The organism is Sinomonas sp. T428B, from assembly GCF_056780155.1.
Genome location: NZ_JBRAZR010000001.1, coordinates 3496606 through 3509671 on the forward strand (window position 1 = coordinate 3496606; position 13066 = coordinate 3509671).

Genomic DNA, 13066 nt, shown 5'->3' on the forward strand with positions numbered 1-13066 from the left:
AGGACCCAACAGCGTGCCAAGGACCCCACCCCCACAGCAACCGACCCCACGCTTTCCCACCGCACCCCCACACTCTGCAAAGAGAGCACCAGGTTGCGGCGTACTCGCCGGGGCCGGCCCCACAGGGCACGGGCCACGAATCCGTTCATGTTCCACCCACGAGCACCCACCGGACCACGAACGGGTCCGCAATGGGCTGCATCAATCCCGGCAACCACCACCACGGCCAGGGGCCGCGGGGCGTCTTCCGGTGCTGCTCCTTAGAAAGGAGGTGATCCAGCCGCACCTTCCGGTACGGCTACCTTGTTACGACTTAGTCCCAATCGCCAGTCCCACCTTCGACGGCTCCCTCCCACAGGGGGTTGGGCCACCGGCTTCGGGTGTTACCGACTTTCGTGACTTGACGGGCGGTGTGTACAAGGCCCGGGAACGTATTCACCGCAGCGTTGCTGATCTGCGATTACTAGCGACTCCGACTTCATGGGGTCGAGTTGCAGACCCCAATCCGAACTGAGACCGGCTTTCTGGGATTGGCTCCACCTCACAGTATCGCAACCCTTTGTACCGGCCATTGTAGCATGCGTGAAGCCCAAGACATAAGGGGCATGATGATTTGACGTCGTCCCCACCTTCCTCCGAGTTGACCCCGGCAGTCTCCCATGAGTCCCCACCTTCAAGTGCTGGCAACATGGAACGAGGGTTGCGCTCGTTGCGGGACTTAACCCAACATCTCACGACACGAGCTGACGACAACCATGCACCACCTGTGAACCGGCCCCGAAGGGAAGCCCCATCTCTGGGACGGTCCGGCACATGTCAAGCCTTGGTAAGGTTCTTCGCGTTGCATCGAATTAATCCGCATGCTCCGCCGCTTGTGCGGGCCCCCGTCAATTCCTTTGAGTTTTAGCCTTGCGGCCGTACTCCCCAGGCGGGGCACTTAATGCGTTAGCTGCGGCGCGGAAACCGTGGAATGGCCCCCACACCTAGTGCCCAACGTTTACGGCATGGACTACCAGGGTATCTAATCCTGTTCGCTCCCCATGCTTTCGCTCCTCAGCGTCAGTTACAGCCCAGAGACCTGCCTTCGCCATCGGTGTTCCTCCTGATATCTGCGCATTTCACCGCTACACCAGGAATTCCAGTCTCCCCTACTGCACTCCAGCCTGCCCGTACCCACTGCAGACCCGGGGTTGAGCCCCGGGCTTTCACAGCAGACGCGACAAGCCGCCTACGAGCTCTTTACGCCCAATAATTCCGGATAACGCTCGCGCCCTACGTATTACCGCGGCTGCTGGCACGTAGTTAGCCGGCGCTTCTTCTGCAGGTACCGTCACTTCCGCTTCTTCCCTGCTGAAAGGGGTTTACAACCCGAAGGCCGTCATCCCCCACGCGGCGTCGCTGCATCAGGCTTCCGCCCATTGTGCAATATTCCCCACTGCTGCCTCCCGTAGGAGTCTGGGCCGTGTCTCAGTCCCAGTGTGGCCGGTCACCCTCTCAGGCCGGCTACCCGTCGTCGCCTTGGTAGGCCATCACCCCACCAACAAGCTGATAGGCCGCGAGCCCATCCAAGACCGCACAAGGCTTTCCACCCCCCACCATGCGATGAGGAGTCCTATCCGGTATTAGACCCAGTTTCCCAGGCTTATCCCAGAGTCAAGGGCAGGTTGCTCACGTGTTACTCACCCGTTCGCCACTAATCCACCCCCGAAAGGGCTTCATCGTTCGACTTGCATGTGTTAAGCACGCCGCCAGCGTTCATCCTGAGCCAGGATCAAACTCTCCGTCAAAAAACGAAAACCAGCCGGCAGGACGGGAAAACGCCCACACCAGCCAGCAAATCCAAAACTGGCAAAAACAAGACAGCCACACCCACGGGGGTGGGCAGGCCGCCCAATGTATCAACCAAAAAAAATGGCATCAACGAACTTGGCACACTATTGAGTTCTCAAACAACAGGCACACCCGGGTAACAACCGCGGACCACATCCGCGCCGCCTCCCCGAGGCAACTTCTCAAACCTACCAGAGCCTCTCCGTCAGTGCAAATTCCGTTTCCGGATTCGAACCTCGTGGAAATTCCCTGTCCCAGCCGTTCTAGCCGCGCAGAAGCGCTGCCATTCGGCTTGATCTGAAGGGTTTTGTCGTCCTGCTCGGCCGCTTTCTTTCTCTCGGCCGCCCCGGCGACTCAGAAAACATTACAGGTGCTGGGGGATGGCCGCAAATCCGTCGGCAGCCCGGGCGTGTCGCGCTTGACTGCCGATGCCGCGCGCCCTCAGACCCCACCTCGACGACCCAGCACCCACCTCGGCGACCCAGCACCCCACCTCGGCGGCAGAGGAGGAAACCTCACACCGGCCGGAGCTCGCGGACCCTCCCGTGGCCCGGGCAGAGCCACCTCGCATCAAGCGCGCGGAGGAACTCCTCCGAGCGCAGGGCGGCGGCGCGATCCGTGGTGAGGAACGTCGGGAACTGCGCGAAGCCAGTGCGGTCGTCCCCGAGGACGGCATCGCCGGCGAAGAGCACCTCCCCCCGGATGAAGGACACGTGGCCGTCGGTGTGCCCGGGAGTCGGCAGTGCCCGGACGCCGGGGAACACGTCGGCCTCGCCGTCGAGCCGCTCGACCCTCCCGGGGAACGGCCGGACGGGGATCCGCGTGATGAGCCTGCGGTAGGCGGTGCCGGCGGCGCGCGATCCCTCGAGCACATCCGCGTCGGCCCGCCCGATCCACACCGTGGACCCCGTGGCAGCCTGGAGCCGCCCGGCCACGCCCACATGGTCCAGGTCGTAGTGCGTGATGAGGATGTCGGTCACGCGTTCGAAGACGCGCGCGTCCGCGAGCTCCCGCACGATGCGGCCGAAGCCGGGCGCGAGGCCGGGATCGATCACTGCCACCCGCTCCCCCGCCTCGACGAGGTAGCCGTTGGAGCCGAGGCTCCGGTCGAGGCGGAACACTCCGGGGTAGACGCTCTGCACGGGTCCATGCCACCACGGCGGTGGGGTCCGCGCCAGAGCCGGCGCGGCGTCGCGGCCCCGGGGATGCCGAAGGGGCGGCACCCTGTGCGGGTGCCGCCCCTTCGGACGGATCAGGACTGCGCTACGAGGCGCCGCCCCTTACCAGGACGACTTGGTGACGCCCGGAAGCTCGCCCTTGTGCGCCATCTCGCGGAAGCGGACGCGGGAGATGCCGAACTTCTGGAACGTGCCGCGCGGACGGCCGTCGATCTGGTCGCGGTTGCGGAGGCGGACCGGGGAAGCGTCGCGGGGAAGCTTCTGCAGGCCGAGGCGGGCAGCCTCGCGGGCCTCGTCGGTCGCGTTCTCGTCGATGAGCGTCTTCTTGAGCTCGGCACGCTTCGCGGCGTAGCGGTCAACGATCACCTTGCGCTGCTCGTTGCGAGCAATCTTGGACTTCTTGGCCATGTGATTAGCGCTCCTCTCGGAAGTCGACGTGCTTGCGGACGACCGGGTCGTACTTCTTCATGACGAGACGATCCGGGTCGTTGCGGCGGTTCTTGCGGGTCACGTAGGTGTAGCCCGTGCCTGCCGTCGACTTGAGCTTGATGATCGGACGCGCGTCCTTGTCCTTCTTGGCCATTAGAGCTTCACACCCTTCGCAAGCAGCTCGGCGACGACCGCGTCAATGCCGCGGACGTCGATGGTCTTGATGCCACGGGCCGACACCGTCAGGGTGACGTTGCGGCGCAGGGACGGGACCCAGTAGCGCTTCTTCTGGATGTTCGGGTCGAACCGACGCTTGGTGCGGCGGTGCGAGTGAGAGATCGTGTGACCGAACGCGGGCGATGCCCCGGTCACCTGGCAATGCGCTGCCATGTTTCGCTCCTCCAAGGTGTAGTCAAACAGTTGCAGTAAAAATGGCGGTCCGCAGATGCGTCCCGCCACCTCGATGCACCGTTCGTTCTGCAGCTTTCCGGAGGGTGACCAGGCGGGGTGAGAACCAGCCGAAGTTCCTCGCCGCGGTTAGACGGTGACTTCAGTGCCGAGAAGTGGACTCCACTGCATACGACAGCCTTAAATACTAGGCGGCTCGCGTGGGGCCCGCAAATCAGATCCGGGTCCCGGCCTCCGTCCGGGCGCTGGGGGCCCTCCTAGGCTGGGGGCATGAGACGCCCGTCGCGGCCCCGGCCGTTCGTCCTGCTGCACGGCTGGGCCTGCCCGACATCCTACTGGGCCCCGCTCGCCGGCCTCCTCCGGGCGGCCGGACATGAGGTCCTCGCCCCGCCGCTGCCGGGCTACCCGCCTGCCGAGGCGCCTGCCGCGGGGGGGCGGGAGGGCGCCTGGCCGGATGCGGCGCCTTGGGATCTGGAGGCGGCGGCCGACGCCGTGGCGGAGCGACTCGTGCGCGTGGGCTCGCCTGCGCTGGTCGTGGGGCATTCGCTCGGCGGCTCAGTGGCCGCGACGCTGGCAGCGCGCCGGCCCGAGCTCGTCGCGGGGCTCGGGCTCGTGGGCATGGTGCCCGTGGCCCCGAGCGCCGCGGCCCGGGCCCGGCTGACCTCGCTCTTCCTCGAGCCCGAGGCGGGCGGTGGCGGCCCCGAGGACGGGCAGGGCGGGGACATGGGTGACGACCAGGGCGGGGACCGGGGCGACGGGCCCGCCCAGGCCGCAGTCGACGTCGTCCTTCGCGGGTGGTACGGCGACGGGGTCCTCGACAGCGACCTCGACCCCGCCTTCCGGCGCGAGCTCGAGGCCGCGTTCCGCATCCCCGGTCCCGTGCTCCGCGGCTCGCTCCGGGCGGCACTGGACGGCGTGGCGCGCGAGGTGCCGGACCGCATCACGGCGCCGACCGCCGTCGTGCTCGGGGCTGGCGACCGGACGCGTCCGCCCGAGGAGATCGAGGCCTTCCTCGCCGCGCATCCATCCTGGCGGCTCACGAGCGTCCCCGGGGCCGGGCACATGGTGCACTGGGAGGCCCCCGAGGCGTGCGCGGCCGCACTGCTCGCCCTGGCCGACGCTGCAGACAACGGGAAGGCAGCCCCTACCGACCGGTAGCCCCCGTGCCTATGATGGGACGACAGCTGAACGGGTCACCGGCCCACGGCGGCCCCGCGGACGAGGGGGCTGCCATGACCACCGACACCCATCGGACTGGAGCGGGGAAGGATCCCGCCGCTGATGGCGGACGCGCTGGCCCTGCCGATCCCACCGTGCCCAGCGACCCCACGGGGCTCGCCGACCTCGCAGAGCCCACCGAGCAGCGCGAGCCGGGCTGGGAGGAGGCCCGCGCCGTCGCCGAGGCCGGCCGCGAGACCGAGTGGCAGCGCCCGAGCTTCGCCAAGGCGCTCTACCTCGGCGACTTCCAGTGGAACCTCATCCACCCGCAGCCGGCCCCGCCCGCCGGGACCGTCGAGGAGGGCGAGGAGTTCCTGCGCCGCCTCGAGCAGCTCACGCGGACCATGGACGGCACGCGCATCGAGGCCGAGGACAGGATCCCGGACGAGTACCTGCGCGCGTTCGCGGACATCGGGGCGTTCGGCATGAAGGTGCCCAAGCAGTACGGCGGGCTCGGGCTCTCGCTCGCGTACTACGGGCGCGCGCTCATGATCATCGGCTCGGTGCACCCGAGCCTCGGCGCGCTGTTCTCGGCGCACCAGTCGATCGGCGTCCCCGAGCCGGTCAAGCTCTTCGGCACCGTCGCCCAGAAGCAGGCGTTCCTGCCGCGCTGCGCCGCGGGCGCGGTGACCGCCTTCCTCCTCACCGAGCCCGACGTCGGCTCCGACCCGGCGCGGCTCACGACGACGGCGACGCTCGCCGAGGACGGGCTCAGCTACATCCTCGACGGCTCGAAGCTGTGGACGACGAACGGGGTCATCGCGGAGCTCGTCGTGATCATGGCCAAGGTGCTGCCGCACGAGGCGGCCGGCGACGAGCCGGCGGGCAAGGGCGGGATCACGGCCTTCGTCGTCGAGATGGACTCCCCCGGCATCACGGTCGAGAACCGCAACACGTTCATGGGGCTCAAGGGCCTGGAGAACGGCGTCACGCGGTTCGACGCCGTGCGCGTCCCGGTCGCGAACCGCGTGGGCGGCGAGGGCAAGGGGCTCAAGATCGCCCTCACGACGCTCAACACGGGCCGGCTCTCGATCCCCGCCCTGTGCGCCGCGGGCGCCAAGTGGTCGCTCAAGATCGCGCGCGAGTGGTCCTCCGTCCGGGTCCAGTGGGGCCGCCCGATCGGCGAGCACGAGGCCGTCGCCACGAAGGTCGCGTTCATCGCCGCGACCGCGTTCGCCCTCGAGTCCGTCTTCGAGCTCTCCGCCGCCCTCGCCGACTCCGGACAGAAGGACGTCCGCATCGAGGCGGCGCTCGCGAAGCTCTGGTCCTCCGAGATGGCGTACCAGATCGCCGACGAGCTCGTGCAGATCCGCGGCGGGCGCGGCTACGAGACGGCCGCCTCGCTCCGGGCCCGCGGGGAGCGCGCCGTGCCCGCCGAGCAGCTCGTGCGGGACCTGCGGATCAACCGCATCTTCGAGGGGTCGACGGAGATCATGCGCCTGCTCATCGCCCGGGAGGCCGTGGACGCGCACCTGAGCGTGGCCGGGGACCTGGCCCGTGCGGACGCGACCCTCTCAGAGCGGGCCAAGGCCGCCCGGGACGCCTCGGGCTTCTACGCCCGCTGGCTGCCGGGGCTCTTCGCCGGGGAGGGCATGGACCCGCGCTCGTTCCGCGAGAGGGGACCTCTCGGGCGCCACCTGCGGTACATCGAGCGGGCCTCGCGGCGGCTTGCACGGCACACGTTCGTGGGCATGGGCCGCTGGCAGGCGCGGCTCGAGCACCGGCAGTCCTTCCTCGGGCGGGTCGTGGACATCGGCGCCGAGCTCTTCGCGATGGCGGCCACGTGCAGCCGCGCGGAGCATCTCCGCGCCGAAGGCGGCGCCGGTGCCGCGACCGCGCGGGACCTTGCCGACGCCTTCTGCACCCAGGCACGGCTGCGCGTCGAGGCGCTCTTCGGCGCGCTCTGGGACAACACGGACGACGCCGACCGCCGCCTCGCGCGCCGCGTCCTCGCCGGGGACTTCGCGTGGCTCGAGGAGGGCGTCATCGACCCGTCGGAGGGGACGGGGCCCTGGATCGCCCCGCGCACCGAGGGCCGGAGCACCAAGCCGAACCAGCACCGGCGCATCACGTAGACGCAGGCGGTGCCGCGACCTCGCTCGGATCGGTCCCCCGCCGTGGTACCCCGCCCTGCCGCCTACCCGCCGAACGCCGCCTTGACCTCCGCCGGGTCGACGTCCTCGATCCGGGCCGGGTTCCACCGCGGGGCGCCGTCCTTGTCCACGAGGAGCGCCCGGATCCCCTCGCGCATGTCGCCGCGGGCGATGAGGGCCGTCCCGAGCCTCAGGTCCTGGGCGAACACGTCGGCCAGGTCCATGAGGGCGGCCCGGCGCAGCGACTCGAGCGTCAGCACGACCGAGAACGGGCAGACCTCGCGCATCGCCGCGGCGGCCGCCCGCGCGCCGGCGTGCCCGGAACCTCCATCCATCGCCGTTGCGAGCTCGTCGAGCCGGTCGAGGATCGTCTGCGCGTCGTCGCCGGCATAGGCCTCGTCGATCCACTCGCGCTCGGCGGCGAGGGGGGCGACCAGCCGCGGATCCGCGGCGTCCAGCGCGAGGCCGCGCACGGCGTCGTGCGCGATCGCGACGTCCGCCCCGCCCGGCAGATCGTCCACGTCGAGCCCCGCGAACCGCTCGGCGAGCCGGCCGATGAGCGCCTCGCCGCCCTCGCCGAGGCGCTCCGAGGGCACGAGGTGATCCGCCCAGCCGAGGGCGAGGGCGTCGGCGCCCGTCGCCGGCGACGACGTGAGCGCGAGGTGCGTGCCCAGCTCCCCCGGCGCCGCTGCGAGGAGCTTGGCCATCCCGACATCGGGGGTGAAGCCGATCCGCGTCTCCGGCATGGCCACGGACGTGCGCTCCGTCACGACCCGCACCGAGCCGTGCGCGGAGATCCCGAGCCCGCCGCCCATCGTGATCCCGTCCATGAGCGCGACGTACGGCTTCGGGTACGCCGCGACGAGGCCGTTGAGCCGGTACTCGTCGGCCCAGAACGCGACGGCGTCCTCGTCCGGGCCGTCGCGCAGGGCCCGGACGTCGCCGCCCGCGCAGAGTCCCCTCCCCGCGCCGCGCACGACGACGGCGCGCACCTCGGGCGCGCCGGCCCACTCGAGCAGCGCCCCCTCGAGATCGAGGACCATGCGGCGGTCGAAAGAGTTGAGGGCCTTGGGCCTCTCGAGCGTGATGATCCCGAGCGGCCCGTGGGTCTCGACGCGGACGTGGGAGGTCACTGGGCGTCCCGGCCCGGACCCCGCCGGTCTCGGGCCCACTGGCGGCACGCGGCGGCGAAGGCGCCGAAGATCGCCACGAGCTGCCCGGGCGAGGCCTGCTCGGTCTGGCTGTCCTCGGGGTGCCACTGGATCCCGACGAGCCACTCGGAGGGGTCGGTCGTCTCGATGGCCTCGACGACGCCGTCGGGCGCCACCGCCGAGACCCGCAGGCCCTCGCCGAGCCGGTTGACGGCCTGGTGGTGGCCCGAGACGACCCGCAGCTCGGGCCCGAGGACCGCGAAGAGACGCGTGCCGGGGCTGATCTCGACGTCGTGCTGGAACATCGGGCCCTGCCGGTCGGCGTCGTTGCGGTGCATCCCGGTGCCGAGGTGCTCGTGCAGCGTGCCGCCGCGGACCACGTTGACGAGCTGCAGCCCGCGGCAGATGCCCAGGACCGGCCGGCCCGCGTCGAGCGCCGCGCGCACGAGGCGGGCCTCGGCGTCGTCCGCCCCCCGGTCCACCGACGTGATCGTGGGGTGCCCCGCGTCGCCGCCGTAGAGCTCCGGGTCCACGTCGCCGCCGCCCATCACGAGGACGCCGTCGACCTCCTCCGCCAGGCCCGGGCCGAGGGTCTCCGCGGTGTCCGGGTCGGCGGCGTCGAGCATGACGGCCTCCGCGCCCACCAGGCGCAGGCCCGCCGCGGCGGCGGCCGCGAGCCGGTTGACCTTCGCGTGGAACCACGGCTCGTGGGACGCCGCCGTGCCCGCGTACGTGACCGCGATGCGCGGCGCGGGGCCGGCAGTCACGTCGTCGCCGCTCACGGCGCGCCCCCCGCCGGGTACAGCGGGTTGTGGCCCGCGGCGACGCGCTCGTCCTCGCGGACCGGGCCGGGCGGCGTACCGTCGCCGAAGGGCCGGCCGCCGAGCGCCTCGCGCCCGTGCGGGGCCAGCCAGCCTGAGAGGTCGGGGCCCGCCGGGACGATCTGCGTCGGATTGATGTCCTCGTGGACGATGTAGTAGTGCTGCTTGATCTGCACGAAGTCGATCGTGTCGCCGAAGCCGGGCGTCTGGAAGAGGTCCCGGGCGTAGGCCCAGAGGGCCGGCATTTCGGTGAGCTTGTTCCGGTTGCACTTGAAGTGCCCGTGGTAGACGGCGTCGAAGCGCGCGAGGGTCGTGAAGAGGCGGACGTCCGCCTCGGTGATCGTGTCCCCGACGAGGTAGCGCCGGCCGGTGAGCCGCTCCTCGAGCCAGTCCATCGTGTCCCACAGGCGGGTGTAGGCGCGCTCGTACGAGGCCTGCGAGCCCGCGAAGCCGCAGCGGTACACCCCGTTGTTGACGTCGGCGAACACCCGGGCGTTGACGTCGTCGATCTCGTCGCGGAGCTCCTCCGGGTAGAGGTCCGGCGCCCCGACGCGGTGGAAGGCCGTCCACTCGCCGGAGAAGTCGAGGGTGATCTGGGGGTAGTTGTTGGTGACGACGGCGCCGCTCGGCACGTCCACGATCGCCGGGACCGTGATGCCGCGGGGGTAGTCGGGGAAGCGGCGGAAGTAGGCCTCCTGGAGGCGCTCGATGCCGAGGACGGGGTCGCGGCCGTCGGGGTCGAGGTCGAAGGTCCAGGAACGGGAGTCGTGGGTGGGGCCGGGGAGGCCCAGCGAGATGGCGTCCTCGAGCCCGAGGAGCCGGCGCACGATCACCGTCCGGTTGGCCCACGGGCAGGCCCGCGCCGCGACGAGCCGGTAGCGGCCGGCTTCGACCGGCCACGCCTTGGCCCCCTCTGGGGCCGGGGTGCCGGGCGGGAACATGCCGTCCCGCGTGATGCGGTCCTCGATGTAGTTCGTGTCCCGGGTGAACTCCTCCCCCGTGTGCACATAGGAGCCCCGCGTGCTGTACGGAGTGCCCTGCCTTCCGGCGGTTTCCTGAGCCATGCTGCCCAGCCTAGCCCCGGGCGGCGCGGCCGGAGCCGCTTTGCAGGTTTCGGTTGGTCCGCCCGCCACGTAGCGTGGGGCGCGGACGCTACCCATCGACGGCGAGGACGTGACCCATGGACTTCGGCAGCTACGCGACCCTTCAGCTCGACGTGACCGAGAGCATCGCAACCCTCACCGTGGACCGGCCCGACGCGCTCAACGCGCTCTCCCAGGAGGTCGTCGCGGAGCTGTGGAAGGCGTTCACGGCGATCCAGGACTCGTGCCGGCACGACGCCGGGTGGCCGGTCCGCGGCGTGATCGTCACGGGGGCGGGCGGCAAGGCGTTCGTCGCGGGCGCCGACATCCGGGAGATGTCCGGCATGGAGCCGGACGAGGCGGCCGAGTACTCCCGCTCGATGCAGGCCGTGACGCTCCTGATCGAGAAGCTGCCCGTGCCGGTCGTCGCGGCGGTCGACGGGTTCGCCCTGGGCGGCGGCTGCGAGCTCGCCCTCGCGTGCGACTTCATCTACGCCTCCGAGGCCGCGCGGTTCGGCCAGCCCGAGGTCAACCTGGGGCTCGTCCCGGGTTTCGGGGGCTCGGTGCGCCTCCCCCAGCGCATCGGCCTCGGCCCTGCGCGCGAGCTCATCTACACGGGCCGGCGCATCGACGCCGACGAGGCGCTGCGGCTCGGGCTGGTCAACCGCGTCCTGGGCACCCGCGAGCAGCTCCTCGCGGCCGCACGCGAGACGCTCGGCGAGATCGCGCAGAAGGCCCCGGCCGCCGTCGGCATCGCCAAGCACGCCATCAGCAGGGCGACGGGCCGCCCGACGGCCCAGGGCCTCGAGGACGAGGCCGACGCCTTCCGCGAGGCCTTCACGACCGCGGACATGCGCGAGGGGACCTCCGCCTTCCTCGAGAAGCGCGCGGCCGTGTTCACCGGGAGGTAGCGCGGCTGGACGGCCCCGTGCCGCGGCGCGGCCCCGGTGCCATACTGTGAGCCATGTCCCCTCCCCGCGACGAGACGGTGGCCGTGGTAGGCGCGACGGGTCGGCAGGGCTTCGCCGTCGTGCACCACCTGCTGAAGGAAGGATGGCGCGTGCGGGCCCTGACCCGCAATCCGGCGGGAGCCAAGGCGGCCGCGCTCCGGGACCTCGGGGCCGAGGTCATGCGCGTGGATACGGAGGACGTCGCGTCCCTGCGGCCGGCGTTCGCCGGCGCGCACGGCCTCTTCAACGTCCAGAACCCCATGACGAGCAGCCTCGAGGCGGAGGTGCGTCAGGGTTCCAATGTCGCCCTGGCGGCGGCGGACGCAGGCATCGGGCACGTCGTCTACGGGGCGGCAGGCGTGGGCGACACCCCCACGGGAGTCGGTTCCTGGGACTCAAAGCTCACCGTCGCGCGGCGCTTCCGCGACGCGGGCCTGCGGCTGACCGTCCTGCGGCCGACGGCTTTCATGGAGCTCATGACGGACAAGGGCTTCTACCCGCCCCTGGCCGTGTGGCACCTCATGCCCCAGCTCATGGGCTCCGGCAGGCCAGTCGCCTGGCTGTGCGTCGACGACCTCGGCGCGATCGCCGCGCGCGCCTTCGGCGACCCGGAGAGGTGGGGCGGGGCCGTTCTGGGCCTCGCCTCTGACGTGCAGTCGATCGACGAGTGCCGCGGCCTGTGGCAAGAGGCCACGGGGCGCCGGCCCCGCGGCCTGCCCATGCCGCAATGGCTCTTCGAGCGGTTTGTCGGCGACGACCTCACGACGATGTGGCGCTGGCTGCGCACCGGCCAGTTCGACATGTCGACCGACACTGCCCGCGCGATCCTGCCCGAGGCCCGGACCGTCCGGGAGTGGATGGACGAGCATGTGCGGGCTACTTCGCGGGGAGCCTCGTGATCCAGTAGTCCGCCGTGGCCGCGTCGGGCACCACGCCGAAGCGGGCGTTGACGGCCCACAGCCAGCCGCCGGCCACCGTCGCCGTCGAGGGGACGCTGAGGGTCTCGTCGGTCCGGTTCCCGGCCCACTTCGCCGTCCACCCGCCGTCGTGCGCGAGAACCACGACGGCGACCGAGTCCGGCCCGGCGCCGCGCACGTTGTACAGGACCGACCCGTCGAGCTCGAAGCCGTCGCCGCCGATGATGCCGGGACCGCCCGAGACGGGGATCGGCTCGACGGCGCCGCTCGGGAGCGGGACGCGCCACAGCCCGCCCGCGGTCGAGTTGTTGAGCACGAGCGAGCCGTCGGGGAGGGCGCGCACGCCGTTGGCGCTGAAGCCGGCCACGACGGGCCAGGCCCCGCCGAGCGCCAGGAACGTCGCCGCGGCGCCCGTGGGCACGCCGCCCGGGGCGTCGACCCGGGTGAGCCGGCTGAGCATCGAGTCGGTGACCCAGGCGGCGCCGGCGGTCAGGTCGATGTCGTTGAGGAACCGCGCCCCCGGTACGGGCGTCGCCGAGACGACGGCGCCCGTGCCGCCGTCGACCGCCCAGACGAAGGAGTCCGGGCCCACGCTGCCCACGGCCCACACGTACCCGGTCCGCGCGTCCCAGCGCAGCCCGCGCAGGGACCGCCCGGTCGCGCCCGGGAGGAGGACCGAGGACTGGCCGGTCAGGAGGTCGCCGGCGCGGATCCGCCCGTCCGCGAGCGAGCCGACGTAGAAGCGCGTGCCGGGCCCCGAGGTGATCCCCTCGGGCCGGAAGCCGACCGGCACGGCCACGGTCTCCGGGGCGGGAACCGCGCGGCGCGACGCGGCGGCCGCGCCCGGGGCCGCGAGGACGACGCCGGCGCCCGCCACGGCGGCGGCGAGCACCGCCCGCCGCGTCAGGGGCTGCGCGGTGGCAAGCCCGGACAGGGCAGAGGGACGGAAGGAAGGGGCTGGGGTGTCCATAAGCCATCGTGGGCAGGCC

Annotated in this window: 12 protein-coding genes and 1 rRNA gene; 4 read left to right on the top strand and 9 right to left on the bottom strand. The window is 71.3% G+C overall.

Annotation, left to right across the window (positions count from 1 at the left end):
• Window positions 1-264 precede the first annotated feature (264 nt).
• The 5 genes from ACUYMY_RS16150 to rpmB form a co-directional block, all read right to left on the bottom strand.
• Window positions 265-1787, bottom strand: a 16S ribosomal RNA gene (locus ACUYMY_RS16150).
• 558 nt (window positions 1788-2345) lie between these two features.
• On the bottom strand, window positions 2346-2972 hold the full coding sequence (locus ACUYMY_RS16155) for an MBL fold metallo-hydrolase (protein WP_481704539.1): 627 nt from the start codon (window positions 2970-2972) through the stop codon (window positions 2346-2348).
• 138 nt (window positions 2973-3110) lie between these two features.
• Complete coding sequence (gene rpsN / locus ACUYMY_RS16160) at window positions 3111-3416, bottom strand: 30S ribosomal protein S14 (protein WP_077491113.1); 306 nt, start codon at window positions 3414-3416, stop codon at window positions 3111-3113.
• A 4-nt stretch (window positions 3417-3420) separates the two neighbouring features.
• The gene (rpmG, locus tag ACUYMY_RS16165) at window positions 3421-3591 is read right to left on the bottom strand and encodes a 50S ribosomal protein L33 (protein ID WP_043122011.1); all 171 of its coding nucleotides are present in this window, start codon (window positions 3589-3591) and stop codon (window positions 3421-3423) included.
• Entirely contained in the window at window positions 3591-3827 is a 237-nt protein-coding gene (gene rpmB / locus ACUYMY_RS16170; protein ID WP_481704540.1) for a 50S ribosomal protein L28, read from the bottom strand. Before rpmB ends, rpmG begins: the two co-directional genes overlap by 1 nt.
• Before the next feature lie 288 nt (window positions 3828-4115).
• On the opposite strand from rpmB, the gene ACUYMY_RS16175 reads away from it, so the two are divergent.
• Together ACUYMY_RS16175 and ACUYMY_RS16180 are read left to right on the top strand one after the other, a co-directional pair.
• Window positions 4116-5003 (top strand): alpha/beta fold hydrolase, encoded by an 888-nt coding sequence (locus ACUYMY_RS16175; protein ID WP_481704541.1) that lies wholly within the window; start codon window positions 4116-4118, stop codon window positions 5001-5003.
• Window positions 5004-5077: 74 nt separating this feature from the next.
• The gene (locus tag ACUYMY_RS16180) at window positions 5078-7138 is read left to right on the top strand and encodes an acyl-CoA dehydrogenase family protein (RefSeq protein WP_481704542.1); all 2061 of its coding nucleotides are present in this window, start codon (window positions 5078-5080) and stop codon (window positions 7136-7138) included.
• Window positions 7139-7200: 62 nt separating this feature from the next.
• Here ACUYMY_RS16180 and ACUYMY_RS16185 read toward each other — a convergent pair whose 3' ends face one another.
• From ACUYMY_RS16185 to ACUYMY_RS16195, 3 genes are read right to left on the bottom strand one after another with little or no spacing between them, the layout of a single operon-like run.
• Window positions 7201-8289 (bottom strand): enoyl-CoA hydratase/isomerase family protein, encoded by a 1089-nt coding sequence (locus tag ACUYMY_RS16185; protein WP_481704543.1) that lies wholly within the window; start codon window positions 8287-8289, stop codon window positions 7201-7203.
• Complete coding sequence (locus ACUYMY_RS16190) at window positions 8286-9089, bottom strand: gamma-glutamyl-gamma-aminobutyrate hydrolase family protein (protein ID WP_481704544.1); 804 nt, start codon at window positions 9087-9089, stop codon at window positions 8286-8288. The genes ACUYMY_RS16185 and ACUYMY_RS16190 overlap by 4 nt, the downstream gene beginning before the upstream one ends.
• Window positions 9086-10192, bottom strand: a complete 1107-nt coding sequence (locus ACUYMY_RS16195; RefSeq protein WP_481704545.1) for a glutathione S-transferase family protein — start codon at window positions 10190-10192, stop codon at window positions 9086-9088. Before ACUYMY_RS16195 ends, ACUYMY_RS16190 begins: the two co-directional genes overlap by 4 nt.
• Window positions 10193-10308: 116 nt before the next feature.
• Between ACUYMY_RS16195 and ACUYMY_RS16200 the strand changes: the two genes are divergently transcribed.
• Window positions 10309-11121: an enoyl-CoA hydratase/isomerase family protein gene (locus ACUYMY_RS16200; RefSeq protein ID WP_481704546.1), complete on the top strand. Its 813-nt coding sequence runs from the start codon at window positions 10309-10311 to the stop codon at window positions 11119-11121.
• A gap of 53 nt (window positions 11122-11174) precedes the next feature.
• The gene (locus tag ACUYMY_RS16205) at window positions 11175-12059 is read left to right on the top strand and encodes an NmrA/HSCARG family protein (protein WP_481704547.1); all 885 of its coding nucleotides are present in this window, start codon (window positions 11175-11177) and stop codon (window positions 12057-12059) included.
• Here the strand turns inward: ACUYMY_RS16205 and ACUYMY_RS16210 are convergent.
• The gene (locus tag ACUYMY_RS16210; protein ID WP_481704548.1) at window positions 12037-13047 is read right to left on the bottom strand and encodes an NHL repeat-containing protein; all 1011 of its coding nucleotides are present in this window, start codon (window positions 13045-13047) and stop codon (window positions 12037-12039) included. The two genes, ACUYMY_RS16205 and ACUYMY_RS16210, sit on opposite strands and share 23 nt — an antisense overlap.
• Window positions 13048-13066 lie beyond the last annotated feature (19 nt).

Bases quoted from the DNA above. Each gene is read 5' to 3' on its own strand.
- rpmG (WP_043122011.1), bottom strand. From the start codon at position 3,591: ATGGCCAAGAAGGACAAGGACGCGCGTCCGATCATCAAGCTCAAGTCG.
- ACUYMY_RS16200 (WP_481704546.1), top strand. From the start codon at position 10,309: ATGGACTTCGGCAGCTACGCGACCCTTCAGCTCGACGTGACCGAGAGC.
- rpmB (WP_481704540.1), bottom strand. From the start codon at position 3,827: ATGGCAGCGCATTGCCAGGTGACCGGGGCATCGCCCGCGTTCGGTCAC.
- ACUYMY_RS16175 (WP_481704541.1), top strand. From the start codon at position 4,116: ATGAGACGCCCGTCGCGGCCCCGGCCGTTCGTCCTGCTGCACGGCTGG.
- ACUYMY_RS16210 (WP_481704548.1), bottom strand. From the start codon at position 13,047: ATGGACACCCCAGCCCCTTCCTTCCGTCCCTCTGCCCTGTCCGGGCTT.
- ACUYMY_RS16195 (WP_481704545.1), bottom strand. From the start codon at position 10,192: ATGGCTCAGGAAACCGCCGGAAGGCAGGGCACTCCGTACAGCACGCGG.
- ACUYMY_RS16205 (WP_481704547.1), top strand. From the start codon at position 11,175: ATGTCCCCTCCCCGCGACGAGACGGTGGCCGTGGTAGGCGCGACGGGT.
- ACUYMY_RS16180 (WP_481704542.1), top strand. From the start codon at position 5,078: ATGACCACCGACACCCATCGGACTGGAGCGGGGAAGGATCCCGCCGCT.
- rpsN (WP_077491113.1), bottom strand. From the start codon at position 3,416: ATGGCCAAGAAGTCCAAGATTGCTCGCAACGAGCAGCGCAAGGTGATC.